The organism is Salinibacter pepae (assembly GCF_947077775.1).
Lineage (GTDB): Bacteria > Bacteroidota > Rhodothermia > Rhodothermales > Salinibacteraceae > Salinibacter > Salinibacter pepae.
In genome coordinates, this window is the sequence record NZ_CAMTTE010000001.1 from 894381 (window position 1) to 918678 (window position 24298).

17 protein-coding genes are annotated in these 24298 nt (G+C 68.5%); 3 read left to right on the top strand and 14 right to left on the bottom strand.

Going from position 1 to position 24298, the window contains the following annotated elements; translation table 11 throughout:
• The first annotated feature begins 221 nt into the window (after positions 1–221).
• Complete coding sequence (locus tag OJA40_RS03790; RefSeq protein ID WP_263792115.1) at positions 222–875, top strand: metal-dependent transcriptional regulator; 654 nt, start codon at positions 222–224, stop codon at positions 873–875.
• 171 nt (positions 876–1046) lie between these two features.
• Positions 1047–2396: a putative manganese transporter gene (locus tag OJA40_RS03795; protein ID WP_263809972.1), complete on the top strand. Its 1350-nt coding sequence runs from the start codon at positions 1047–1049 to the stop codon at positions 2394–2396.
• Between the two features lie 12 nt (positions 2397–2408).
• On the opposite strand, the gene OJA40_RS03800 is transcribed toward OJA40_RS03795, so the two are convergent.
• The 4 genes from OJA40_RS03800 to OJA40_RS03815 all read right to left on the bottom strand — a co-directional run bounded on the left by OJA40_RS03800 (position 2409) and on the right by OJA40_RS03815 (position 10202).
• The gene (locus OJA40_RS03800) at positions 2409–2726 is read right to left on the bottom strand and encodes a DUF971 domain-containing protein (protein WP_263809973.1); all 318 of its coding nucleotides are present in this window, start codon (positions 2724–2726) and stop codon (positions 2409–2411) included.
• A 149-nt stretch (positions 2727–2875) separates the two neighbouring features.
• Positions 2876–5704 (bottom strand): PAS domain-containing sensor histidine kinase, encoded by a 2829-nt coding sequence (locus OJA40_RS03805; protein ID WP_208427270.1) that lies wholly within the window; start codon positions 5702–5704, stop codon positions 2876–2878.
• Between the two features lie 454 nt (positions 5705–6158).
• Entirely contained in the window at positions 6159–6977 is an 819-nt protein-coding gene (locus tag OJA40_RS03810; protein ID WP_208427271.1) for a hypothetical protein, read from the bottom strand.
• Positions 6978–7148: 171 nt separating this feature from the next.
• A complete protein-coding gene (locus OJA40_RS03815) occupies positions 7149–10202 on the bottom strand; it encodes a class I SAM-dependent DNA methyltransferase (RefSeq protein ID WP_208427272.1) in 3054 nt (1017 codons plus the stop codon).
• Between the two features lie 247 nt (positions 10203–10449).
• Here OJA40_RS03815 and OJA40_RS03820 point away from each other — a divergent pair, with 247 nt between their 5' ends.
• Complete coding sequence (locus OJA40_RS03820; RefSeq protein WP_208427273.1) at positions 10450–11070, top strand: YceI family protein; 621 nt, start codon at positions 10450–10452, stop codon at positions 11068–11070.
• Positions 11071–11162: 92 nt separating this feature from the next.
• Here the strand turns inward: OJA40_RS03820 and OJA40_RS03825 are convergent, their stop codons facing one another.
• The 10 genes from OJA40_RS03825 to OJA40_RS03870 form a co-directional block, all read right to left on the bottom strand.
• Entirely contained in the window at positions 11163–11972 is an 810-nt protein-coding gene (locus OJA40_RS03825) for a VOC family protein (RefSeq protein ID WP_208427274.1), read from the bottom strand.
• An 86-nt stretch (positions 11973–12058) separates the two neighbouring features.
• The gene (locus OJA40_RS03830; RefSeq protein ID WP_263790859.1) at positions 12059–12616 is read right to left on the bottom strand and encodes an iron transporter; all 558 of its coding nucleotides are present in this window, start codon (positions 12614–12616) and stop codon (positions 12059–12061) included.
• Between the two features lie 182 nt (positions 12617–12798).
• Complete coding sequence (locus OJA40_RS03835; protein WP_011404784.1) at positions 12799–13155, bottom strand: P-II family nitrogen regulator; 357 nt, start codon at positions 13153–13155, stop codon at positions 12799–12801.
• A gap of 51 nt (positions 13156–13206) precedes the next feature.
• Positions 13207–15660, bottom strand: a complete 2454-nt coding sequence (locus OJA40_RS03840) for a DUF2309 domain-containing protein (protein ID WP_263809974.1) — start codon at positions 15658–15660, stop codon at positions 13207–13209.
• Positions 15650–17089 (bottom strand): proton-conducting transporter transmembrane domain-containing protein, encoded by a 1440-nt coding sequence (locus tag OJA40_RS03845; protein ID WP_263809975.1) that lies wholly within the window; start codon positions 17087–17089, stop codon positions 15650–15652. Before OJA40_RS03845 ends, OJA40_RS03840 begins: the two co-directional genes overlap by 11 nt.
• A 312-nt stretch (positions 17090–17401) precedes the next feature.
• A complete protein-coding gene (locus tag OJA40_RS03850; RefSeq protein WP_263790869.1) occupies positions 17402–17794 on the bottom strand; it encodes a Na-translocating system protein MpsC family protein in 393 nt (130 codons plus the stop codon).
• 110 nt (positions 17795–17904) lie between these two features.
• Positions 17905–18675 (bottom strand): J domain-containing protein, encoded by a 771-nt coding sequence (locus OJA40_RS15370; protein WP_208425910.1) that lies wholly within the window; start codon positions 18673–18675, stop codon positions 17905–17907.
• Between the two features lie 9 nt (positions 18676–18684).
• Positions 18685–20295: a phytoene desaturase gene (locus OJA40_RS03860; protein ID WP_263809976.1), complete on the bottom strand. Its 1611-nt coding sequence runs from the start codon at positions 20293–20295 to the stop codon at positions 18685–18687.
• Between the two features lie 138 nt (positions 20296–20433).
• Positions 20434–21237, bottom strand: a complete 804-nt coding sequence (locus OJA40_RS03865) for a T9SS type A sorting domain-containing protein (RefSeq protein ID WP_263809977.1) — start codon at positions 21235–21237, stop codon at positions 20434–20436.
• Between the two features lie 226 nt (positions 21238–21463).
• A complete protein-coding gene (locus OJA40_RS03870) occupies positions 21464–24289 on the bottom strand; it encodes a hybrid sensor histidine kinase/response regulator (protein ID WP_263809978.1) in 2826 nt (941 codons plus the stop codon).
• Positions 24290–24298 lie beyond the last annotated feature (9 nt).

Genomic DNA, 24298 nt, shown 5'->3' on the forward strand with positions numbered 1-24298 from the left:
GCCGTCGTCCGTGGCAGAGGGACGCAAATACGTTAGGCAACGTAGGGGGCCAGAGCGAGGGATGCCGGACGCATGTCGGGTATTTCATTGAATTTGGGAGCGGCCCGTCGGATCCGTTTCGCTCGATTTTCCCAGTCGCCCCGTCCGCTCGGTAACATCTCTTCCCTCTGGGCGTATCTATTTCTGTCTTTCTCGTTTGTCTCGACACCCGCTCTCCTCCCATGCGGAGCCCGTCCATCGAGGACTATCTCAAAGCCCTCTACAAACTCGAAGACGACGAGGGGGCTCCCGTATCGACCGGTGCCCTCGCGGAGGCGATGGACGTCTCGTCGGCCTCGGCGTCGAACATGATCAAACGCCTCGGCGAGCTCGAGTTTTTAACGTACGAGGCCTACGAGGGGGCCACGCTCACCGATCCGGGACGCACCGTAGCGCTGGAGGTGCTCCGTCACCACCGCCTGCTGGAGCTCTACCTGAAGGAGGTGATGGGCTTCTCGTGGGACGAGATTCACGAGGAGGCCGAAATTCTGGAGCACCACATCTCCGAACGGTTCGAGGACCGCATCGAGGAAATGCTGGGCCACCCGGAGCGCGACCCCCACGGCCACCCCATTCCCGCCCGGGACGGCTCCGTGGACGCCCTCCCCACCCGGTCGCTCGCCGACCTCCCCAAGGGGGACGCCGCCTCCATCGACCACGTCGCCGACGAGGACGGCGAGCTGCTGGACCTGCTCGAACAGCGCGGCCTCCTCCCCGGCGCCACCGTCGAGGTCGCCGACACGCGCCCGCTCGACGGCCTGCTCGTGGTGGCGGTCGACGGGACCGAGCAGCTCATCGGCCGCCCGGTCGCAAAGAAGGTCGTCGTCGAGGCGTAGCCGAACGGGAACCGGCCGGTGCGACGGGTCTGGCGCCCCCACCGAGGGGCACGCGGAACGATTTAGCCACAACTAAATTATTGTATTGCCCCTGACAACTCGAGGCCCGTTCCCACGCGCACAAGACGGTGCGCACCGCCGACTCGTTCGCGTCCGCCCCTTCCCCGCCTCATGCCTGCTCAAGACGCTCTCGACATTCTGATCGTCTCGATACGGGACGGGTTTGTGCAGGTGAGCGCGTTCGTCGCGGTGACCGTTCTGCTGTTTAGTTACCTCCAGTACCGGACCAGCGGCCGCATCGTCACCTTTCTCCGAAACCACCGGCGCATGCAGCCCGTCGCCGGGGCCCTGCTCGGGCTGACCCCGGGCTGCGGCGGGGCCATCGTGGCGATGCCCCTCTACATCCGCGGCACCATCAGCTTCGGGTCCGTCGTGGCCACCCTCGGGGCCACGGCCGGGGACTCGGCCTTCGTGATTCTCGCCATTGCGCCCGGGGCTGGGGTGTACGCCTACGGACTGGCCTTCATCGCGAGCGTGGCGTTTGGCTACGCCATCGACCACTGGGGGCTGGGCGTCCGCCGCATCGACGCGGCCGTCGAGCGCGTTGCGGCCGTGATGCGTCCGGGGGAGGTCGCGGCCTCCAGCGTGGTCGCCGGGGGGCACGGCGCGGCGGCGGGGTCCCCGCAGGCGCCCCGCCCCGGGGATGCCGGCTCGGCGGCCGTTGCGCGGTCCGGCCCGGCCCGCCTCGACGGTGCCCTCCCGGCCCCAGACGCCGCCCCCGCCGGCACGGCCTCCTCCTGCCCGCCCCCGGCCGACGCCTCCGGCCCCTCCGGCGCGACGAGTGGGGCATCCGGCGTACTGACCACCGTTAGCCACGTCGTGCACCTCCTCTGGTGGGGCGTGGCGGCCGCAGGGCTCGTGGCGGGCGTGATGTACCTGGCCCGAGGGGCCCCGGAGGTGGCCATCGAGGTCGCCCCGACCTTCTTCGGGCTCTTCACCGTCGCCGGGGTGACGGGCACGGTGCTCTCGTTCTACCTCTACTTCGTCGGCCGCCACTACATGGACGAAGCGGGGGCCGGTCGCCTCCGCGACCGCTTCGGGAGCACGTACGAGACGTTCCAGCACGCCGCGATGGAGACGTCCATGGTGACGGTGTGGGTGCTCGCGGGCTATCTCCTCTACGAATACACCATGGGCCTTTTCGCCCTCGACCTCAGGGCCCTCTCCACGATGGCCGGCGTGTTTGCGCCGGCGGCGGGGGCGGCACTCGGGCTCGTGCCCGGCTGCACCCCCCAGATCATCTTTGCGCAGCTCTACGCCGTCGAGGAGGTGATCCCATTTTCCGCGCTGGCGGCCAACGCCATCAGCCAGGACGGCGACGCCCTGTTTCCACTCATGGCCATCGACATGAAGGCGGCACTCATTGCGACGATCTACACGACCATCCCGGCGCTGGTCGTTGGGGCCCTCGTGTATTCCCTCTGGCCGTTCGCCCGCTTCGGCTTCGGCGTGCTCGGGTAGGGCGCCTCCGCATCACTCCGCCGGCTGCAGTTCGCGGAGCCGGTCCCACCGGTAGATGCCGCCGCGGTGGCCGTCGTCCCAGGTGATGCGCAGCCCCACGCTGCCCGCCTTCTCGATCCGGACGTCTTTCCAGCGGTTCGTCTGGCGGAAGATGTGAAGGAACCCCGGCTTGGGGATGCGCTCGACCTTCTGCCCCTCACATTCCGCACACGGACACGCCTCCCGCAGCCCGTCGAGCGGAAAGACAGACGCGTGCCCGTCGGCCCACTCAATGTTGAGCCGCTGCATCTTGACGTCGAGCGAGACGCGTTCGGGCGGCGGGATGTCCACGGCGGGGCCAGGGGCGAGAAGCAGAAACGCGCGACACGCCGGATCGGGCGTCGGATCGGGCGCCGCGTCGGCAACGCGCCCATCGCGGGCGCCCCCAATTCCGGACAAAACCCCACAGACGCCTGCCGGGGATGATCCCCGGGCCCGCACTACCCCTCCCCCGGCGAAGGCGCGTCGTTCGCGGGCTCCATTCCCGGTAGGACCACCGTCACACACGTCCCCTCTCCCTCCTCCGTCGCCACGTCGACGGTTCCCCCCATCCGGTCGACCGCCCGCTGCACGACGGCCAGCCCCAGCCCGGTGCCCTCGTATTCACGGTCCAGGCCCTCCGAGGCCTGCCGAAACGGCTCGAACAGCGCCGGCACCTCGTCCGGGTCCATGCCGATGCCCGTGTCCTCAACCTCCACGACCACGTCGCCGCCGGCCCGACCGACGCGCAGCCACACGGTGCCGCCCGCCTCGGTGTACGTAATCGCATTGGAAAGGAGGTGACGCAGCACAATCGGGACCTGATCCGCGGGGGCCCGGGTCCGCAGCGTCGCGTTCCCCTCTTCTCTCCGGAGCGCAATGTCGTCCGCTTCGGCCTGATCTCGAACCTCGTCGGCGACGGAGCGGGCCGCGGCCGCCACGTCGACCGGCTCGGCCGGTTCGTTCTGCTGCTCCGCCTCCAGCCGGGACAGGTTGAGTATATTGTCGAACGTGCGGAGCAGCCGCTCGCCGCTTTTCGCGATCAGCGATGCGAAGCGGGGCACGGGGCCCGCGTCGTCGGAGGCCTCGTCGGCGATGGCCTCGGCAAACCCGAGGATGGAGGTGAGCGGGGTTCGCAGCTCGTGGCTCATGTTCGCCAGGACCGCCGACTTGAGCCGGCTCGCCTCTTCGGCCTCTTCCTTGGCCGCCCGGAGGGTCTCCTCGCGCCGCTTGCGCTCCGTGATGTCGCGGGCCTCCGGAATCAGCAGCTCCACCTGCCCGTCCGCGTCGGTCACCGGGCGGATGGAAAAGTCGATGATGCGCTCTTCGTCGCCCCCCTGAATCGGCCGCTCGTAGCGGATGAATTCCCCCTCGGCCGCCCGCTCGACGGCCTCCCGGAGGCGCTGCTTCGAGTCCTCACTGGTTTGGGCCCAGTGGGTCTCCCAGATCGGCGTGCCGACGATGTCCGCCCGGTCGAGCCCCCCAAACCGAAGGGCCGTGTCGTTGGCCTCGATCATCGTCCCGTCCGGCTCCATGAGGCCGGTGAACTGGTAGGTATGGTTGAAGACGGCGTCGAGGCGACGCTCCCGCTGCCTGCGCTCCGTAATGTCGGTGTAGATGGCGTAGATCTCCGGCGGCCCCTCGTCGGGACGGCGGGCGATCGCCTGAACCTGAAACTCGCGCCTCCCCTCGGCGGTCGCGCGCTGCACCTCGGCCTGGACTTCGCCGCCCTCCAGCACCCGACGATCAAAGTCTCGCGCCCGGTCGTGCTCCTTCTCCGGGACGAGCATACGGTTGATTTCCGCCCCCACGGCCTCTGTGGTCGCGAGGCCGAACGTGTCCTCGAACGCGGGGTTGGCGTCCGTGACGAAGACCCCGTCGTCCTGGGCCACGCAGCGCACCACCGGCGTGGGCAGCGACTCGAACAGCGTTTCGAAGCGGTCGCGCTCCTCGCGCAGGGCCTGCTCGGCGTTCTTCCGCTCGGTAATGTCCCGGATGATGGCCCCGAAGAACCGCTCCCGGTCGGCCTCCCAGCTCGAGAGGGCCAGCTCCACCGGCACCTCGTGCCCCTCCTGGTGGAGCCCTTCCAGCTCTACCGTTTCGCCCAGGAAGCGCCCACGGCCCGTTTCCCGGACCCGCTCCATGCCGCGGCGGTGCGGCGCCCGGTGGCGGTCCGGCATGATCGTCTCGATGGGGCGCCCGACGATGGCCGCCTTCTCGTACCCAAACATCGCCTCGGCCCCGGGATTCCAGTCGATGATGTCGCCGTTCGCATCGGCGATCACAATTCCGTCTTCCGCGCTCTCCTTCAGCTCCTCGTAGGTCCGTCGGCGCCGCTCGGCCTCTTTCCGCTCGGTGATGTCGAGGATGACCCCGTTGAACACGGTCTCCCCCTCCCGCTGCTCCGGGGTCGACGCCCCAAGCGCCCAAATGCGCTCCCCATCCGGACGCTCGAACGGGGTCTCGAATTCCCAGTCCGCCTGTTCGTCGATGGCCGTATTGATGGACCGCTCTATCTCTTGTCGGTGCGGCTCGGGGATGCAGTTCATGCACCGCTCGTGGAACGTGTCCGGGTCGGCCGTCACCCCGAGCACGTCCTCCGCGTGCTCACTGACGAAGTGGCACCCGATGGTGTCGTCCTCCCGCACGAAAAATTGAAAGATCACGCCGGGGAGGCTATTGGTGAGGCCGCGCAGCCGGGCCTCTTGCTCGTGGACGGTCTCTCGGATCCACAACCAGCCCTGCGCGAGCACCGTCTCCACCACGGCGACGGTGCCCATGCTCGCAAGTAGGATGAGCGGGCTGGTCTCCGGGCGCGGCTCCAGGAACGCCCCCAGCCCGGTTAGCCCTCCCCCGTAGCCCAGAAACGCGAGAACCGCCCGGACCGACTCCGCCCCGAACGCAAGGGTTCCGGCCAGCACCGCGTACACGAGCAGCAGGCCCACGGCATACTCGCCGGCAAACTGGTTTAGGGTCGTAATGACGGCGAACCATCCCACGATGACGTACAGCACGCCCCACATGCAGGTCACGTAGACGGCCCGGACGCGGGCCGATCGGTACGACGCCCCGAAGAGTGCCAGGAGGAGACCGGCGATGATTAGGCGGGCCCACAACGGGTCAACCGCCTCGGGGATGGCAATGGCGTACAGCGGCGCGAAGCCGACCACAAGCCCCGCGCCGAGCAGGCTCAGCAGGCGGTGCACCTGCACCTGCAGCCGCGCTTCTTCGGGGCGGTGGTCGTCTCGGGGACGGAGGCGGGAGAGGAGATCACGTACGGCGGACGTCATGGAGGATAGCGATTCTGCACGATCGGGTCGGGACGTCGATCAAGGATTGTCCCCGACAACACACGCCGCGGGACGCTGAGGCGTGGTCGGTCCACGCGGGTCGGGTGTAGAGCACCTGCAAAAACCATTCGTACGCCTTTTTCTCCCCGTCCCTCGCCTGAGCCTCCCTTCCAACCGCCAACGCGTTGGGGCTTCCCCCGGCCGGAACGCAGTGCCCGCAGCACGGATGCCCGACCCGTCGCCGGGGCGGCCCGGCCGTCCGCCCCTACTTGGCGTGGTGCCCACCGAGAACGCGTCGTGCTGGACGTCGACCACGGGTTCTTTCCCCTCGACACGTCCGCAATGAATTCGACTCTCGTCCCGGACGTGATGTCCTACAGGGCCGCCGTGCGGGCACGGCCGTCGGCCGTCACTTCGATCATGCAGGAGCGATCCAGACAGGCGGAAGCGCCCCTCACTCCAGCAGAAGCGCGTCGAGCCACCGGATCATCACGGCCTCCTGCTGATACATCCGCAGGTCGGCAAACACCTGCCGGAGCGAGACCTCAATCAGCCGCCGCTTGGGAAAGCCCTTCTCGTAGCGGGCGTCCAGGGCGGCGGCGGCCTTGTTCAGGTAGGCAACCAGATCGGCGTGCATCTGATCGACCGGGATGGGCTGCAGGTCCGGGTCCGCCGGCGCCGCGTCCCTCGCCATCGAAATGGAATCGAGTTGTTGCATCAGGGGGCTGTCCTTGCCGTGCATGTGGAAATCCAGCAGCGACTGTCGCAGCGACGTTTCGAGCAGAAGCCTGTTGGTCAGCGCCCCGTCGTAGTTTTTGTTGAGGTCCGAGGCAATCTGCTTAAAATAGTCTACGACCGTGCCCTCCAATGCCTCTACGGGCACCGGGCGCAGTTCCGGCTCCGGCGGGCGGCGCCCGTCTTCGTCCGCCCCCGCTTCGTCCGCCCCTTCGTCGTCCGCTTCCGGACCGGGCGTCTCGACCTCCTCCTCCACGTCCGATCGCTCCAGGTAGAAGGAGGTCTGGGTGGCCCCGTATTCCGTGCGGTACCGGCCGCTCTCCTCCAATTTTCGGCGGTCCAGCACGTAGGTCCCTCCCTGCCGGGTTTTGTAGAACCCCATCACGTTCCCGCTTCGGGGCTTCTGGTGCACGTACACCTTCGTCGGGGTCACCTTCTGAATGTCGTGCTCGTGGATCATGCTCTTGCCATCGAGCCCGCTGACGGTGCGGAAGACCGTCTCGTGATCGTCGGCGTCGCGCTGAATGTCATCGCCCATGGGGTTGAGACCGCTCGTCCGAGAAATGCAGGCACGGCACCGGCACTTGGGGGTGCCATTCGCGTTCTATGGAAGACGACCAAGACACGTTCTCCTGGTGGGGCACACTGGCCCGCGTCGTGTCTGGAAGCATCCGGGGCGTGCGCGTGGGTCATGACGGCACGGACGGCCCTAAACGCGCGGCGTGAGGCCCGGCGGCCGGTCGTGCGGCTCGCGGAGGACGCCGACCAGCCCCTGCTTGTGGATTGTGCGCTCATCTGCATCGAGATCTTCGCCACGGCGCTCTTTCTTGAGCACGTTGTAGAGCGCGGTCATTGTGAGGTCGTCGTGGGCGTCGAGGCGCTCTTTGCGGTGCGCGTCCAACTGCGCCCCGAGGTCGCGGATCGTGGCCTTCTGTGACTCCGTGGCTGCCGGGAAGGGGAAGGGGTCGAAGCACTGCGTATTGTTGTACTGCGGATCGTTGCCTACCCCTAGGTTTCCTCCTGCTCGTAGCGCCCAAGTTTCATGGATTCGACTCGACAAGACACCAAGGTGAAAGGCATCATCTGATGCGATTACTACCAATGCATCATCTGGTAGCATCGAGTGCTCCAGAAACTGAAAGAAGTGGTGCTTAGATACGTACGGGGTCGCGATGTATCGACTCAGTTCCTGCAATGCCTTCCGCATATCCGGTCGAGGCCAACCAAACTCCCACCACCTTTCTCTGAAACGCTCACGATCCTTCTGGTCACGCTCTGGTTTGACATGGTCCAGGATATGCTGATACACCTTCGGAAATCTCTCTCTGACCTCATCAACCTCTAACCCAAAGAGGTCGATCACCATTTTCCCGCGGGGAAATTGCGTCAGATCACGGCCATGACGATACTCACGAATGTGTTTTTGGAGTCCATCTTTCCTGTCAAGCCCCAATTCTTCCGCTTTTTCCCTCGACACGACAAATCCTCGCCCGACAATGCTTACGCCTCGGTAGCTGAGATCCTCATTCGATAATAGATCATCGGTGCCTGTAACATTCGCTCCGACAGTCAGGTCTGCGAGTATATTTCCAGTTCGTTCGGCAAGCTCCACCTCCCAGTGAATACCCTTCGACTGCTCCTCCCGCGTCACCGTCTGCAGCGTGCCGGGCTGATCGGTCACTGCGCCTGCCGTCATCGCAATCCGTACGTCGGAGCCGTCCGCGGAAGCCACCCACGGGTGATCAGGAATCGCGAAGGCGAGGCTCACCGGAGGGCTGCCCTTCATCTGCTTCTCTAAAACCCTCCGGTTAAAGTCCTGGCGAATGCTGTTCGTGGAGATGAGACCAAACCGCTCCGCAGCCTCGCCCCAGCCGTCAAGCTTGCCGCGAACCGCCTTCGCCGCCTTGTACCACCAGTACATCACGAAGTCGACGCTCTTCGGCACCTTGTAGAGGTAGGCGTCGCGCACTGCTTCGGTGTAGCCGCTCCCGAGTGCGTCCCGCATCCGCTTGTTTCCAATGAACGGCGGGTTGCCGATAATGAAGTCGGCCTCGGGCCACGCGGCGGGCTCGGGGTTTTCGTAGTCGTAGACGGGCACCTGTGCGGACTCGTCCGGCACCATTTCGCCGGTGGTGGGGTCTTCTGTGTAGGTGCGGCGGTCCCACATCGTCACCGGGTCGCCGTCCTCGTCGGTGCGCGGTTCTTTGCTGTCATAGGCCAGCACCGCGTCGCGCGTCTGGATGTTGTCGATGTCGTCGAGCAGGGGCGGGTCGAGGCGGTCCGCGTCGCCGTGGGTGCGAAAGTGCCACTGTAGGTAGCCAATCCAGAGCACCACGTCGGCAATCTGGGCGGCGCGGGGGTTCACCTCCAGCCCCATCAGCTGCTCGGGCGAGACGCGGTAGCCGCCCTCCATGTCGAGCGCCTGCTGCCCGCCGTAGTCCTCCAGCACGGAGAGCACCTCGGCCTCCAGGCGCTTCAGGTGCTCCAGGGTGACGTAGAGGAAGTTGCCGGAGCCGCAGGCGGGGTCGAGCACCCGCACGTCGCAGAGGCGGCGGTGAAACGCCACGATCTCCTCGCGGGCCGCCTCGTCGTCGCCGTCCGCCTCCCGCTTGGTGGCGGCGGCCTGGGCGGCGTCCCACTCCTCGCGCAGCGGCTCGATGACGGTGGGCACCACCAGGCGCTCCACGTAGGCGCGGGGCGTAAAGTGGGCGCCCAGCTTGTGCCGCTCGCGGGGGTCGAGCGCCCGCTCCAGGAGCGTCCCAAAGATGGCCGGCTCCACGTCCGACCAGTCCGCCTCCGCGGCCTTGATCAACAGCTCCAGCTGCGCCTCGGAGACGGGCAGGGCGTCGTGGTCTTCAAAGAGCGACCCGTTGAACGCGCGCACATCCTCCATGAGGGCGGCATCGAACCCGCCCGCGTCCATCGTGGCCCACAGGCTGTCGAGGATCTTGGGGACGGCGTCGAGGGTGCCGCGGCAGCGCTCCAGGAGCTCCGTAAACGAGCGGGGCGGCAGCAGCTCCACGTCCTCCGCGAACATGGTAAAGAGGCACCGCATGAGGAAGCCCGCGACGCGATCCGGGTCGTGGTCCTCTTCGAGCGAGGCGGCCACCTGGGCCAGGTGTTCGGCGAGCTGGCGCGTGACGGCGGTGGAGCGGCGGGTGGGGTCGAGCGAGAGGGGATCGGCAAAGACGGCGCGCAGCCGCTCGCGGACGGCCTCGTCGCGCAGGTCCTCCAGGAAGATCCGGTGCGCGTTGGCGTCGGGGAAGGGGACGTAGTTTTTGCCCTGCCGCGCGAAGTCGGCGTAGAGGTCGATGCAGTAGCCCACGTCGACGGCCACGAGGAACGGGGGCCAGCCCTCCTCGTCGGGGAGGCCGCGGGCGTAGCGGTAGGCCTGGTTCTTGGCCCGCTGCATCGCGCGTTCCCACTCGCGTCGGTCGCGGCGGGCGGTGCCGTAGCGGCGGGTCGGCTCCTCCACCCCGAGGCGCTCGCCTTCCGTTTCGGAGGGCGCGTCGCTCCCCTGCTTCGCCTCCAGCACGAAGCAGCCGCGCTTGTAGAGGTCGATGAAGCCGCGCTCGCGGTCCGCCTGGTCGGGGTAGTCCACGCGGCGCTCGAAGACGTACTGGTTCTTGCGGGTCTCGGCCCGTGGGGGATCGGGGCGGGGCACGTCGAGCACGGCGCAGAGGTCGCCCAAGAACATCTGCGCGGCGCCCCGCTCGGAGGCCTCGGTCTCTTGGTAGCGCTCAATGAAGGCGTCGACGGTCATGCGGACGGGCGGTGGGCGGCGAAGGCGTACAGGCGTTTGTGAATGTACAAATCGACGGCGAGAGTCGAAACGGCCCGGTGGGGCTGAGGCCCTGGGCGGACGACCGGAGGCTCCCCTCCGTCGCTACGGCCTCCCTCGGAGGTAAAAAGGGGGTTATGCCTTTTCGTGCATCCTCCGGTCCCGGACCGTCGGGCGGGCGGTCCGCGTGGTTGTTTGTCCACGATCTGTCAACCGCTTCCTTCACGCCATGCGTTCTCTCTTGCGCGCCGCCGTCCCACTGCTGGTGTTCGTCGGCGGTCTTCTCGGGCTCGGCAGCATGTCGGCCCACGCCCAGCAGGTCGCCGCGACGGTCGACTCGACCGCGAGCGTCGTCCACTACACCGGCACGGCCCCCCTCCACGACTGGCGGGGCACCAGCCGGAGCGTCCAGGGGGAGTTCATCCTGCGGCCCAATCGGCCCGACAGCAGCCGCGCCGTTGTCCGCATTCCGGTGGCCACCTTCGACAGCGGCAACAGCACGCGGGACAGCGGCATGCGCGACGTGACCGAGGCGGACGCGTACCCGTTCGTCACCTTTCGGGGCACGGACTTCTCGCCCCTGACGTGGGGCCGCGGCGCCTCGGGCTACCGGGGCGGATGGGCCGTCTCGGGGGAGCTGACCTTCCACGGCCGCACCCATCCGCTGCGCGACACGGTGTCGGTGGAAGTGGACGGCGACACGGTGCGGGCACGGGCCGAGTTTGACGTGTCCCTGACCCGGTTCGACGTCGAGCGCCCCGGCTTCATGGGCTTTACCGTCGGCGACACAATTCGCATCGACGCCCAACTCGCCGGCCCCATCGCGCCGGACACGCTCGCCTCGCGGTAATGCGGATCGGCGAGCGCGGTGCGCCGCAGGCCAACCTCTGAATCAGGCCTGCATCAGCGATTCGGGCTGGGCCCGGCTCTTGCCCGACGCCACTACGCGCCCTCGGCCTGGGTGCGCACCCGCTCCGCGATGTCGTCGATCTGATCCTGTGCGCGGGCCAGGAGCATCGGCACGGTGCGGCGGCGCACCTCATCCTTGTGGGCAAGGTAGGTGTCCAGCTCATCCTGGGTAAGGTGCCCCACCACCATGCCGAGGAGCGTCCGCTTCAGGCGGCCGTCCTCCTTCATGAGATTGCGGAGGCGGTCGCGCTGGTCGACCCGGTCCATCGCCGCGAAGCCGACGCCGTAGCGCGCCAGCCGCTCGGCCACGAGGCGCAGGATCGTCGGGTTCAACAGCTTCAGGATGGGGCGCAGCGTTTCGTTCTGGAACTGCTCGACGGGGCGCGACTCGGCGGTGTCGAGGTCGAGCACGGGCCGCACCCGCCGCAGCCGCTCGGCGCGGGTCGTGGTGCTCCAGAGCGAGTCGCTCACCAGCTCCACGCTGTTGCCGGCGGGGTCGCGGACGTACAGCGACCGCTTCCCGTCGTCCCACTGCGCGGTGTCCTCCACCGCCACGTCGTGCCGATTGAAGTGGCGCCGCCACGCGGCCAGCTGGTCGGTCGGCACCCCGAACGCGACGTGCACCGGCCCGTCGGCGCCGTGGGCCGGCAAGGTCTCCCGGTCTCGGCTCGCGGCCGGATCAAAGACGTGGACCACGCCCGGCCCGCACCGGAAGGTGATGTGGTTGCCCTCCGTGCGAAGCATCACGTCCAGCCCCAGCACGTCGCCGTAAAACTGCTCGGCGGCCGCCAGGTCGTCGGCGTAGAGGCTCGTTTCGAGGGCGAGGCGGGGCGGGGTCGGCATCGCGTATCGACGGCGTGGGGCTAGGGGTGGGCACGGAGGCGCGGCGCCCGCATTTTCGGACACTGGCCTTCCAAACGCCCGCCGGCCTAGCGCGTTGCCCGCACAATCTCTTCGAGTTGGAGATTGTTGTACGTTACCGTTGCGGGGGCGAAGAGCTGGGTGCCGTAGGCCGTGCGCCAGTCGCTATGGGTGGCCAGCTCGAGCGTCTGCGGGGGGTGCACCTCGAAGGCCACCGTGTAGGGGTCGTCGGGCGCGCCGGGCAGGGCGATGTTGCGGGCGTAGTGGAAGTTGTCCGTCTGGTTCACGTGGGGCACCAGCGTCGCCTTCTTCACCTGGCCCGTCTCCTCGTTCGTGACGGTCGCGAAGAGGCGCAGGTACGGCACGAAGCCGCCCGCGGGCGCCCCCACCTCGTCGCTCGCCGCCTCGGTCCAGCCCGACAGCACCTCCAGGTGCAGGTCCGAGCGCGACTCCGACAGGTTCTGGGCCGCCGGCTCCACGTCCCCGGCCGGCGCGACCAGGAAGGTCATCTTCACCCCGGGACCGAGCACCTCCTCGCCAAAGACCTGTTCCTGGGCCTGGGCGGGGGCGGCCTGCAGCAGCAGGCCCGCGACAACGAGCGACAGCAGGACACGAAGGGACGTCATGGCAGAACAGACAGGTTGGTGACGTAGGCTCGATGCAGTCGGCGAACCGTCGGTGGCGGCGGCCTCCAATTTAAAACGGTTCTAAATAGTAGAGGAAGGGTACCTCACAGTCCGCCCTGTATCAAGGGCCGGCGGGCGAAGATCGGTCAAAAGTTGTCCTCCCACATCCGGACCGGACGCGCTCAGTCCTCCTGCTGGAATTTGTCGAGCCGGACGACCTGGGTGTCGGAGACAAACATCACGCCCGAGCTCTTCTCGAAGAGGGGCGTGAGGCCGTCCACGATGGTTTGGATCGCCTCCTCCTGGCCGACGGCAAAGAACATGACCAGCCCGTCCCGATCGTTGAAGAGCAGGCGGCCTTCGTGGAAGCCGTGCTCGCCGCGGCCGGTCACGTTGTGGTGGATCGTGTACCCGCTCACCGTCGACTCGTCGAGGAGGTCTTTCACGAAGGGCTCTTTCTCCCCCCGCACGATGATTTCGATTTTTTTGAGGGGGTGCAGCGTATGCTGCGTGTCCGCGTGGTTCGTGTCGTCGCTCATGGGACTGTGCGGTCTCAATTCGACTCTGGGTGCGATGTGCGTCTCCCCGCCTCAGGACGGCCTCCCGGCGGACGCCGGCGCCCTCGTTGCCGTCGACGCGTCGGGGGCGGGCCGTGCGTGCCAGCCCCCGCCCGGCTGATAGTGCACGAACGCGTCGTCCTGCTCCGGATCCATGACCGTGAGGTGCATCCACTCGTGATCGAAGAGGTGGGCCACGGCGGCGTGGCGGTCGAGGATGGCCTCCACCCGGTCCGTGGGCGCCTGGATGAGGGCCATGAGGCGGAGCGGCCGGTGGTGGACGTGCTCGTCGTCGGCCTTCAGCGACTGCAGGGGCAGGCCGCTCATCAGGTCGCCCCCGTTGCCCTGCACCACGCCCAGCTTGCCCACCACGTTCTGGGTTACCTTCGACCCGCTGCCATAGGCGGCGTTGTCGACCGTCGAGAAGTAGTACTGCGTATTGATCCACTCCCCTACCACCAGCGGGCCGGTCATGATGTTTTCCAGCGCCGTGCCGTCGTCGTCCGTCGCCCAGTCGTAGGAGTGCAGGAAGCACCGCCCGTCGAGGTCGAGCCCGCGCGTCAGCGCGCGGGGGCCCACGATGAAGGCGGCGTTGCCGGCCAGGCCCCACTCCGGCCGCGTCTCCGCCCAGTCGGCCGCCCGGCGCTCCGTCTCCCGCACGGCCGCCGCCGGGCGCCCCTCGTCGACGGACGTGTTCAGGGTGCGGACCCGCTCGGTGGCCGCGTCGGCCTGGGCCGCGTGCAGGTCGCGCCGCAGGCGATCGAGCGCGTCGGGGGCGACGGGCGGGTCGTCCGCGTCCACGAAAAGAGCAATCTCGTCGGTCGTGGTGTTGTGCTGCCCGGCGAGAAAGACGGTGTCGTCCGGAATGGCGATCCCGCGCTCCCGCAGGGCCTCCTGCACGGCGTCCTCGTTGCAGATCGCAGCGAGCACGCGGGCGTTGGGCCCGCCCGGGTTGCCCGCGCACGCCCCACAGTCGAGGCTCGCCTTGTACGGGTTGTTGGGGGTTTGGCTGCCGTGCCCGGTGAACACGACGACCGGCGCGAAGGAGTCCGTCCAGCCCATCAGGCGGAAGGCGGCCTCGGCGTAGAGCACCTTCGCCTCGTCGGCGAGGCCCACGGGCAGGCCCTCCTCCGCCTCCGCGTCGGCGGGGGGCGCCCGGTCCACGGTCGGCTCGCAGAAGGACGCCGGGCCCGGCAGCCAATCGTCCAGTGCCTCGTCAAGGCGGGACAGCCCGGACGGGGCGAGCGTCCGCGCCGCCATGGCCGCCCCGAAGAAGCCGCCACTTCCCTCCACGAAGCCGAACACCGCCGCGACGTTCTTCTTGAGCGTCTTCAGGAGCGTGGTTCCCGCCTTCTGCAGCCGGGCCCACCAGTCGTAGCGGTCGGCCTGGGCCCGATGCGGCTCGGCGGGCCGCTCCAGAATTCGGTGCTTCGGGTCCACGATCGGCGGGCAGGACTTCACCCGCGCCTCCGTGCCGTAGGGCTGATGCTGCATGGGCACCCCAAAGAACCCCGCGTAGCCGTGCGTCTCGTAGGGGCCCTGCTGCTCGATGTGGCGCCGAATGACCTCCGACCGCGTGTCGATGCAGAACACCAGCTGGGCATCCGGGCGGCCCGCGTCCACCGCCGACGGGGGCGTTTGCTGCGTCTGCCGCAGGTCGTCCAGCAGGCGCGTGCGGTAGCTCTCCTCCCAGGCCCGCAGCCAGATGCGGGGCAGGACGGGCTGGTCGGTGCCGTTCGTCGGCAGCTCGTCGGTCCGGTCCGGCGCGATGGCCGCCCCCATCCGATCGGCGAGGGTGAGGCGCACCGCCAGGTACTCGGTCAGGGAGATGGGGTGGGCCGCCTGCCACGCCGTGTCGGCGCGGCGCGACCGCCACTTGATGAAGCCCGTCCACCCCGGCAGCGCCGTCAGGTGGTGCACGAAGATCGGCTCCCAGCGCGCCTCCGGGTAGCTTTCCAGGACCGCCTCGAACGCCTCGACCACGGTGCCGGGCAGGTCCGACGGGCGGTCGACGCCGGGGATGTCGCCGTCGTACGGGGCCACCGTCCGCCAGGCCGCGTAGAAGCCGTCCGCCCGGTTCGGCATGGGCCAGGCGGCCTGCCCCTGGTCCAGGAAGGCCGCGAGCCACTTCGTCAGCACGCGGTCGAGGGGCTGGTCGGCGGGCACCGCGTCGCGGCCCGCAGCGTCGGCGTCCATCCGGTCCAGCAGGACCTCGGGGCGCTCCGTAATGCCGTGTTCGGCGAGGTGGCGGGTCAGCACGTCGGCGTCGATCTCGCCGTTCTCCCACGCCTGCCGGAACACCGTCGGGCCCGGGTAGCCCCGCCCCCCAAAGAGCTGGCCGGCCTTCTGGACCGCCCGGTCGAAGGGCTGGTCCTCGAAGCCCAGGAGCGGATTGGCCGCGTTGAAGGTCTGTAGGGGCCAGAGCGGGCCCACGTATTCGGCGGCGTTCTCGATGCGGGCCCGCACGACCGATCGGTCAATGGGCATTGTACTGGTCGCGGTTGTTGAGAAGCGTGGTCGACAGGGGCTGGGCGGTGTTGCGGAGCGTCACGTAGAGGCGCGTGCTGGCCCGGTGCCACCCGCGGTCCACGGCGATGTAGGCCCCGACAAAGACGGCCAGAAGCGCGCCGTGCAGCGGCGTGAGCGCCGTCGGGGCCACGGCGGAGGGCACGTCCGCAAAGAGCGCCCCCACGCCCTTGTAGACGCCGGCGTACAGCACGAGGGCGGGCAGCAGGACGGCCGGGACGAGCGCGGTGCGCACGGCCGGGGAGAGCGACGTGCGCCGCACGAGCGTGCGGGTGGCGTGCAGAACCGCCAGCACCACAAAGAGCGTGAGGACGGTCCCGCTGTTGAGGGCGGTCAGCGACTTGCCGGTGAGGACGGCGAACAGGGCGCCCCCGCCAACCGCCGCGGCCGCCGTGACGAGTCCCCCGAGCGCGCCCGCTCCCGAGGCCTCGGGCCGGTCCGGTGTCGTGTGCTCCACCGCCGACCCGGCCGCGAGGAAGAGGTAGGCCTTGTAGAACCCGTGCAGGATCAGGTGGGCGATGGCGGCGGGCACAAAGCCCAGCCCGCACTGCAGCACCATAAACCCCATCTGGGCCACCGTGGACGCCCCCAGCTGCCGCTTCACGTCGGTCTGCACGAGCATCCAGGCCTGCCCCAGCAGCGCACTGACGCCCCCGGCGAGGACGATGGCCCACATCACGGCGGGGGCCTCGAACACAACGGGCGCAAACCGCGCGAGGAGCACGCCGCCCGCGTTTACGAGGCCCGCGTGCATGAACCCGGAGACCGGGGTCGGGGCCGTCATTGAGGACAGCAGCCACCGGTGGAACGGCACCAGGGCCGACTGCACCATCGCGGCGAGGAGCAGCAGGCCGGCGGCCCCCGCCACGACGAGCGTCGGGAGGGCCTCCGTGGCCGCCAGCACGCCGCTGATGGTCCACGCCCCCGCGCTGCCCCCCAGCAGCCCGAGCGCGCCCGCCAGCAGGGCGCTGCCCCCCAGGAAGTGCTGCCGCGCGTACCGCGACGCCGCCCGCGCCTGCGGCCAGCCCCGGACGTGCCCGATCAGATCGGCCAGCACCCAGCCCATCGCCGCCCACGCCCCCGCAAACAGCACGAGGTGGTTGGCGGCCGTCAGCACCAGCACGATCAGCGTCAGCCCGAAGAGGCGGCCGTAAAACGCGTTCAGGCGCTTCGCTCCCGCCATGTAGCGGCGCGAGAAGCTGTGCACGATGCCGCTCACGAAGGTCGTCACGAGCGCCATCACACGCGTGAGGCCGTCGGCCCGCAGGAGCCCCTCCCCGGCCCACTCCGGATCGGGGGACCAGACGAGCAGGCCCAGGCTCAGGGCAAAGAGGCCCCACGTGAGGCGCGTGTACACGAGCGGCAGGCGCGAGGCGGTGGATCGGGACATCCAGGGTCGACGGTCAATGCAAACAATGTCGTTCGGAGACTGCTCCGTGCGCCCGGGGCGCCCCACAAACAAACCCACAAACAAAAAAGACCGACACGCAGCGCGACCGGGGCGCTGAATGTCGGCCTACAGTCGTTGCACCCGCTCGGGACGAACGTGTGCGCGGCTTGCATGCCGGAGCAGAATGAAGGAGCTGAGGAGCCGGCTCGCCCCACGGGCGTTTCGTCTCATCAGCCGAACGCAAACATAGGACCCGTCTGTGAACGGAGCAAGGAGGCCTCCCCACTCTCACCGAAACTTTACGGGGGGTTCTTATCGGTTTTGCAGGGCCGCCTCCAGGTCCGCGTCGAGGCTGAACACAAAAACGCGCTCGCCGGTCCGGGCGCTGATGTCGGTGTGCATGCTCACGACGTCGATTCCGGTCTCGTCCGCCACGAGGCCGGACAGGTCCTCGCTGGAGCTTTCAATCAGGCGGGTGCGCATCTTCTTGATGAGCTCGACCCCTCCGTTCTCGTGGCTCAACTGGCGCTCCGCGGGACTCAGAATGCCCTGCAGCTTGACGACGACCAGGTTCTCGACGACAAAGGACTTCGCCTGCTTCGGCCCTCGGCCCAGATAATCCCGCTCGAACTGCGTAATGGCCTCGGTGACCGCGGCCTCGATTTGGCCTTTCGTTTTGTCGGACGGAACGGACGAATGCGCCATCGGACCGGGCGCCAGCGATGGAACGGAGCACGACGGTATTTCACCGAAAGGATACGGGCTGCCCGTGAGTTTGTCCAGCCTGGGCGCGGTCCGGATGCCCTCGGGGCGGTCTATTCGTCCGGTGGGGGCGCCGGAATCGGATCGGTGGCCCGCAAAAACGAGACGAGAACAGGCTGCGGGACGTCGGTTTCCGACAGGTCGAATCGCAGCAGCGCGCTGTCGCGGCGGTCGTCGACGGCCGTGAGGACGGGCGGCACCGGGTGAAGCCCCTGTGCGGCGGCCGGATCCACCCACATCACCATCTGCCCCCCGTTCCGGACCTCCACCCGGCCCACGCGATCCCATCCCACGCGGAGGACAGTCCGGCCGTCGGCCCGCATCCGGACGCGCTGGGCGTCGAGGCGAACGGAGATGTCCGTGGCCTCGTCCGGAAAGTGGCGGGCCACGAGGGCCGTGACGAGGCCCGCCACGAGCGCCCCGCCGCCGACGGCCAACGAGAGGGTCCACACGTCGGCGGCCCACACGCCCAGGGCCTCGAGCACGAAGAACACCCCGACCGCGGCGAGGCCGGCGAAGACCCGCCAGAGGTACCCCCCACAGCCCGCCGGGGCCTGCTGCGTGATCCGGAGCACCTCCGGCACCCGTGGCGACTTTCGGGCGCGGTCGTAGGACTTGCGACGCTCCGGGTCGCCCAGCACCTGATACGCCTCCTTGATCGTGCGGAACCGCTCGGCGGCCTTCGGGTCGTCCGGGTTCTGGTCCGGGTGCGTCTCTCGCGCCTTTTTCCGGTACGCCGCACGAATCTCGTCGGCCGAGGCCGAGGGCCGCACCCCGAGCCGCGCGTAGTGGTCGGGCGGCGATGCGTCGTCGGAGCGGGGCATGGGACCACGTTACGCGACCGGCTCCGGGTGTGCTCCGGCGCCGTTCTGCGGAACAGACACATCGAACGCGTCCGGGGCCGGCACGATCGTGTCCAGCACGCGGGCCGACGAGAGCACGCCCGGCAGGCCGGCCCCCGGATGGGTGCCGGCACCGGCGAAGTAGAGGTGGTCCACGTCCTCGCTCTGGTTGTGGGGCCGGAACCAGGCACTCTGGGTGAGCTTCGGCTCCACGCTAAACGCCGCCCCCTTGAGCGACTTGTAGTCCGTCTTAAATTCGCGGGGCGTGAGCATGCGGCTCGTGACGAGGTGCTCCCCGAGGTCCGGCAGCACCGTGTCGGCGAGGTACTCCTCCACGGCCTGCCGGTACGGCTCGGCCTGCTGGCGCCAGTCCACCCCGCTCTCCAGGTGCGGCACCGGCGACAGGACGTAAAACGCGTCGTGTCCGTCGGGCGCCATCGACGGGTCTGTCTTCGTGGGGCGGTGCAGGTAGAGACTGAAGTCGTCGGCCAGCTCCTTGTGGTCGAAGATGTCGTCCAGCAGCCCCTTGTACCGCGGCCCCAGCAGGATGGAGTGGTGCTCCACGTCCTCGTAGGTGCGGTCCGTCCCGAAGTACCAGACAAACAGGCTCATCGAGTAGTCCATGTCCTCCACCTTGCGGTCCGTCCACGTGTCGCGGTGCTCGGGCGCCACGAGGTGCCGGTAGGTCCAGCCCACGTCGGCGTTGGAGACCACGAGGTCGGCGGGTATTTCCTCGCCCGAGGAGAGGCGCACCCCGCTGGCCGTCTCGTCCTCCACCAGAATCTGATCGACCTCCGCGCCGTAGCGCTGCGTGACGTCGAGGTCCGCAAGGAGGTCCGACAGGCCCTGCACGAGCGAGCCGGTGCCGCCCATGGCGTACCACACGCCCCACTTGCGCTCCAGATGGGCGATGAGCGTGTAGATGGAGGTCGTGCTGAACGGGTTTCCCCCCACCAGCAGCGGGTGGAAGGACAGCACCTTCCGAATCTTGGGGTGGGAGATGTACTTGGAGACGAGGCTGTGCACCGTGCGGTGGCTCTCCAGCTTCATCATCGCCGGCACGATGCGGAGCATGTCCGTCACGTTGTCGAACGGCACGTGGCCGAGCTCCTCGAAGCCGACCTCGAAGATCTCTTCGCTTTTTTCCAGAAAGCGCCGGTACCCGTCCACGTCCTCCGGCGCGAAGCGGCGAATTTCCTCCACCATTTCTTCGGTGTCGCCCGTGTAGTTGAAGGCGGTCCCGTCGTCGAAGCGGATGCGGTAGAACGGGTCGACGGGCACGAGCTCCACGTCGTCCTCCAGGTCGCGCCCGCAGAGGGACCAGAGCTCCTCGAACAGAAACGGCGCGGTGATGACGGTGGGCCCGGCGTCGAACGTAAAGCCGTCCTGCTCGAAGACGCGCGCCCGGCCGCCGGGCTGGTCGAGGCGGTCGAGAAGCGTCACCCGAAAGCCACGCGCCCGCAGCCGGACGGCGGACGCGAGCCCGCCCATCCCGGCCCCAACGACGACGGCGTGGGGCGCGTCGGGCCCGGCCGGGGCCGGTTCGGTGCGCGTGTTGAGGGTGGCGTCGTCGCGGTGGGCGAGGCGGGTGAGCCAACTCATGCGTCTGGATCGGCGGGGTGATGAAGATACGGACGAACCGAACGGCGCCGTGGCAGAGGGAGTTCGCCGGCCATCACCACGGTTTGGTTACGTGTGCGTCGCCGTGGCGACGCCGGCACAATGCGGACGGGGCCACAACTACCGCACGACGGTAATGCGACGCGTCCGGGTGTCGCCCTCCGACCGCAGCCGCAGGAAATAGGCCCCGCTGGCCAGTCCCGACAGGTCGGCCTGGACTTCGTGGCGGCCTTTCACCCTTCCGCTCCCGAAGGTCCAGACGACCCGCCCCAACATGTCGTATAGCTTCAATTTGACTGTTTGGCGCTCGGGCGTCGCGAAGCGGATGCGCACCGCGTCCCGCACCGGATTGGGGGATGGCGCCGCGAGGCGAAGGGCCTGCACGCGAGGCGCCTCGTTCGGCGATGGGGGGCCGAGGCGCAGCGTGCGCAGGACATAGATCGCGTCGTCCTCGTAGCGCCCGTCGTCGCGGCAAAAGGCCCGGAGCGCCTTTCCGACCCGCGTGCACGCCACGAACGTTGCGGTTCCGTCCCGGTGCTGCTCCCCACGAGCGCCGTACAGCCGGAGGCGAAACGAACTCTCGTCGCTCAACCCCTCCCCCTCGAAGGGGCCCCGTCCCGCCACCGCCATCGCCGTCTGTTGGGCCTGTCGCCACGACTCGGCCCCGACGCACGTATCATCCGGTGAGAGAACGGCGAGGGAGTCGGGACTAAAGAAGGGCGCGGCGTCCCCCTCAACGGAGACGGTATCGGGAATGAGAACGGTCGCATTGTCGATCGCCGTGACGCAGGAGGCGGGCTGTGCCCGGCCCCGCCCGCACGCAAGCAGAAGCAGGCCCACCGCGAGGAAAATGGAAACGATGCCCGTGTTTGAGGCACGCCGACGCGCCGGGGGCAGACTAGCAGACGGGGGGCTCGGGGTCATCGAAACGCCCTGATCGGGGGGTCTGGAGACATCCCCCTCGGCGAAAATACGCGGAGGGGTTGGGGGACGGTCGGTGTGGGTAGGCGCAGTCGCCCGCTAACGGGCGCTTGGGGGTCGGCCTGCGGATCCTTGGGGCTTGTGCGTTGGCAGTCCCCCCGCCTTGGTCGATCGGAGAGGGTGAAGTCCGGTCGGCTCCTCCTCGTCGAGTCGGCACGCATTGTTTGTGTCACGCCGCGGCTTCCTCGGTGGTGTGGAGGGCCTCCTGCAGGGCGGCTTCGAGCTTCTCCGCGGTAAAAGGCTTGGCGAGAAAGGTCTGTGCCCCGGCGTCGAGGGCCTCTTCGGTCCGCCCGTCGGCCACCCCGCTCGCGGCCACAATGGGCAGGTCCGGGTGTCGCTCCTGGAGCCGCCGGATCAGGTCCAGCCCGCTCATCTCCGGCATGCGGAGGTCCGTGATGACGAGGTCAATCGCCTCCTTCTCCATTACCCGCAGGGCCGCCGCCGCGTCGAGGGCCGTGCGGACCTCGTACCCGGCCGCCTCCAGCGTCTGCTGGGCCGACTCCAGCACGAACTCCTCGTCGTCCACCACCAGCACCTGCGTTCCCTCCCCGTCGAACGACGGGCGCTCGTGCCCCGCCTCCCCGTTGGTCGCGGACGGGGCCTCCACGGTCGCCTCCTCGTCGGCGGCGGGCAGATAGATCCAGAAGGTCGTGCCCACCCCCTCCTCGCTCTCCACGTCCATGAACCCGTCGTGGCTCTGGATGATGCTGTAGGCGGTGGACAGGCCCAGGCCGGTGCCCTCGCCCTCCTCCTTCGTCGTAAAGAAGGGCTCGAAGATCTTGTCGGCCACGTCGTCGGGCATGCCGGTGCCGGTGTCGCGCACCTCAATGCAGACGTAGCCGCCCGGCTCCGCCTCGATGTTGCGACGGGCCTCTCGTTCGGTGAAGTCGACGTTGCGGGCCTCAACGGTGAGCGTGCCGCCGTCGGGCATGGCGTCCCGCGCGTTGACGCACAGGTTCATGAGCACCTGCTGGATCTGCGTCGCGTCCCCCACGACCGGGCGCAGGTCCGCGTCGGTCTGAATTTGCACCTCCACGTCCTCCGGGAAGGTCTCCGTCGTCATTTCCTCCACCTCCTCGACGATCAGTTCCGGCTGGAGGGCCACCCGCTCGCCCTCCACCCCGCGGGCAAAGGCCAGCACCTGCTCCACCATGTCGGAGCCGCGCTCGGCACTCTTCTGAATCATCGAGAGCGTCTGGTCCACCTTGTCGTCGGTGTCGTCCACGCGGCGCTTGAGCACCTTCACGCCGAGGGTGATGGGCACCAGCAGGTTGCCCAGGTCGTGCGCGATTCCGCCCACGAGCCGCCCGAGGCTTTCCATGCGCTGAGACCGGAGGAATTGCGACTCCAGACGCTTCCGCTCGGTGATGTCGGTATTGATGACGAGCACGTGCTTCGGCTTCCCCGTGCTGTCGCGCACGAGGGACCACCGGCTCTCGACGATGCGCTCCTCGTCGTCCTTCGTGCGCATGTGAAGCTCGCCCGTCCATTCGCCCTCCGCCATCATCGTCTCGTGGCACTGCTGGAGCGTGTCCTCCTCGTTGGGGGCGTAGAGGCAGTCGTGCGCCTGTGCGCCCAGGACCTCCTCCTTCGACCAGCCGGTGAGGCGCTCGGCGCTCTTGTTCCAGTAGACGATCCGTCCGTCCAGGTCGTGGGCCAGAATCGCGTCGCGGGCCTTGTCGAGGAGCTGGGCCTGTTCGCGGATTTGCCGTTCGGCCTCCTTGCGGTCGGTGATGTCGCGGTAGGTGACGGCCACGCCGTTTTCCACCTTGACGGCCATCACCTGAAACCAGACGTCCTGCCCGTCGGTGTCGTAGTGGACTTCCATCTCGGCCGGCTCGCCGGTCTCGACGACCTCGCAGTACGTGTCGAACAGGCCCTTGTCCTCCTGCCGGGGCATGTCCTCCCGCAATCGCATGCCGACAATGTCCTCGGCCGTGCTCTCGAAGAGCTTCTCCGCCTGCGGGTTGACCAGCACACACTCAAAGTCGGCGATGGCGTCGCCCGCGTTCCGGAGGGCCGAGAAGACAATGATCCCGTCGAGCGAGCTGCTGAGGACGCTCGACAGAAGGTCGCGCGAGGTTTGGAGGGCCTCCTCCTTCAGCCGCTCGTCGGTGATGTCGTCGAACGAAACGAGAACAGCGTACGGGGCCTCCTGGCCGCTTCGGAACAGCGGCTGGGCGTTGACCCGGATCCATCGCGGCGGCGCATCGGGGGGGTACACGCCCATCACCTCCTCCTGGACCGGCTCCCGCTCGACGTAGGCGCGCCAGAACGGAAACTCGACGTTGGGGAGCGGGCTGCCGTCCTCCCGCAGGCCGTTCCAGATGTCGTCGTCGAACCGGCTGCCGATAATCTCGTCGAGGGGGCGGCCCAGGATGTTCTGGGCGGCCTCGTTCCCGTCCCGGAACACGCCGGTGTCGTCCATGAGGAGCACCCCCTCACTGATCGTGCCGACGAGCTTGTCGAAGCGGTGGTCCACCTGGCGCCGCAGGCCCTTGGCGTGCCGCTCCTCGGTGCGGTCGATGACGGAGAGGAGCACGCCCCGCTCCGACCCGTTTTTGGTCTGCCACGGCCGCACCTCCCAGTCCACCCGATACGTGGGCCCGTCCGGCTGGGAGAGCCGTTGCCCGTAGCCGCGCCGGCTGCCCTTCTCCTCAAGGCTGCGCAGAAACGCGGTCCGCCACTCGTCGTCCGGGTCGGCAAACACCTCGAAGAACGTCCGCTGGTCCGTCGGGGCGGGAAGGGCCTCGCGGGGGGACAGCGCCGGGCCGGTGGACTCGATGCGGTCGAGGGCGATGGGGGTGCGGGTTTCGTCGCCCTCGTTCTGGAAGACCTCCAGCCACGCCCGGCTGTGCGTGACGATGCGCCAGTCGTCGTCGAGCATGGCGACCGGGGCCGGCGTCGCCTCCACGAATTCCTTCAGCGCACCGGGCCGCTCAACAAGGGGACCTGTGGAGCACTGCTCCACGTCGGACGGAGAATCAGGGGGCATGGGCGACCT

Excerpts from the sequence above, each read along its gene's own strand:
- OJA40_RS03805 (WP_208427270.1), bottom strand. The coding sequence starts at position 5,704 with ATGACGTCCGCCGTACGTGATCTCCTCTCCCGCCTCCGTCCCCGAGAC.
- OJA40_RS03820 (WP_208427273.1), top strand. The coding sequence starts at position 10,450 with ATGCGTTCTCTCTTGCGCGCCGCCGTCCCACTGCTGGTGTTCGTCGGC.
- OJA40_RS03790 (WP_263792115.1), top strand. The coding sequence starts at position 222 with ATGCGGAGCCCGTCCATCGAGGACTATCTCAAAGCCCTCTACAAACTC.
- OJA40_RS03840 (WP_263809974.1), bottom strand. The coding sequence starts at position 15,660 with ATGCCCATTGACCGATCGGTCGTGCGGGCCCGCATCGAGAACGCCGCC.
- OJA40_RS03835 (WP_011404784.1), bottom strand. The coding sequence starts at position 13,155 with ATGAGCGACGACACGAACCACGCGGACACGCAGCATACGCTGCACCCC.
- OJA40_RS03845 (WP_263809975.1), bottom strand. The coding sequence starts at position 17,089 with ATGTCCCGATCCACCGCCTCGCGCCTGCCGCTCGTGTACACGCGCCTC.
- OJA40_RS03810 (WP_208427271.1), bottom strand. The coding sequence starts at position 6,977 with ATGGGCGATGACATTCAGCGCGACGCCGACGATCACGAGACGGTCTTC.
- OJA40_RS03830 (WP_263790859.1), bottom strand. The coding sequence starts at position 12,616 with ATGACGTCCCTTCGTGTCCTGCTGTCGCTCGTTGTCGCGGGCCTGCTG.
- OJA40_RS03860 (WP_263809976.1), bottom strand. The coding sequence starts at position 20,295 with ATGAGTTGGCTCACCCGCCTCGCCCACCGCGACGACGCCACCCTCAAC.
- OJA40_RS03825 (WP_208427274.1), bottom strand. The coding sequence starts at position 11,972 with ATGCCGACCCCGCCCCGCCTCGCCCTCGAAACGAGCCTCTACGCCGAC.
- OJA40_RS03865 (WP_263809977.1), bottom strand. The coding sequence starts at position 21,237 with ATGACCCCGAGCCCCCCGTCTGCTAGTCTGCCCCCGGCGCGTCGGCGT.
- OJA40_RS03850 (WP_263790869.1), bottom strand. The coding sequence starts at position 17,794 with ATGGCGCATTCGTCCGTTCCGTCCGACAAAACGAAAGGCCAAATCGAG.
- OJA40_RS03870 (WP_263809978.1), bottom strand. The coding sequence starts at position 24,289 with ATGCCCCCTGATTCTCCGTCCGACGTGGAGCAGTGCTCCACAGGTCCC.
- OJA40_RS03815 (WP_208427272.1), bottom strand. The coding sequence starts at position 10,202 with ATGACCGTCGACGCCTTCATTGAGCGCTACCAAGAGACCGAGGCCTCC.
- OJA40_RS15370 (WP_208425910.1), bottom strand. The coding sequence starts at position 18,675 with ATGCCCCGCTCCGACGACGCATCGCCGCCCGACCACTACGCGCGGCTC.
- OJA40_RS03795 (WP_263809972.1), top strand. The coding sequence starts at position 1,047 with ATGCCTGCTCAAGACGCTCTCGACATTCTGATCGTCTCGATACGGGAC.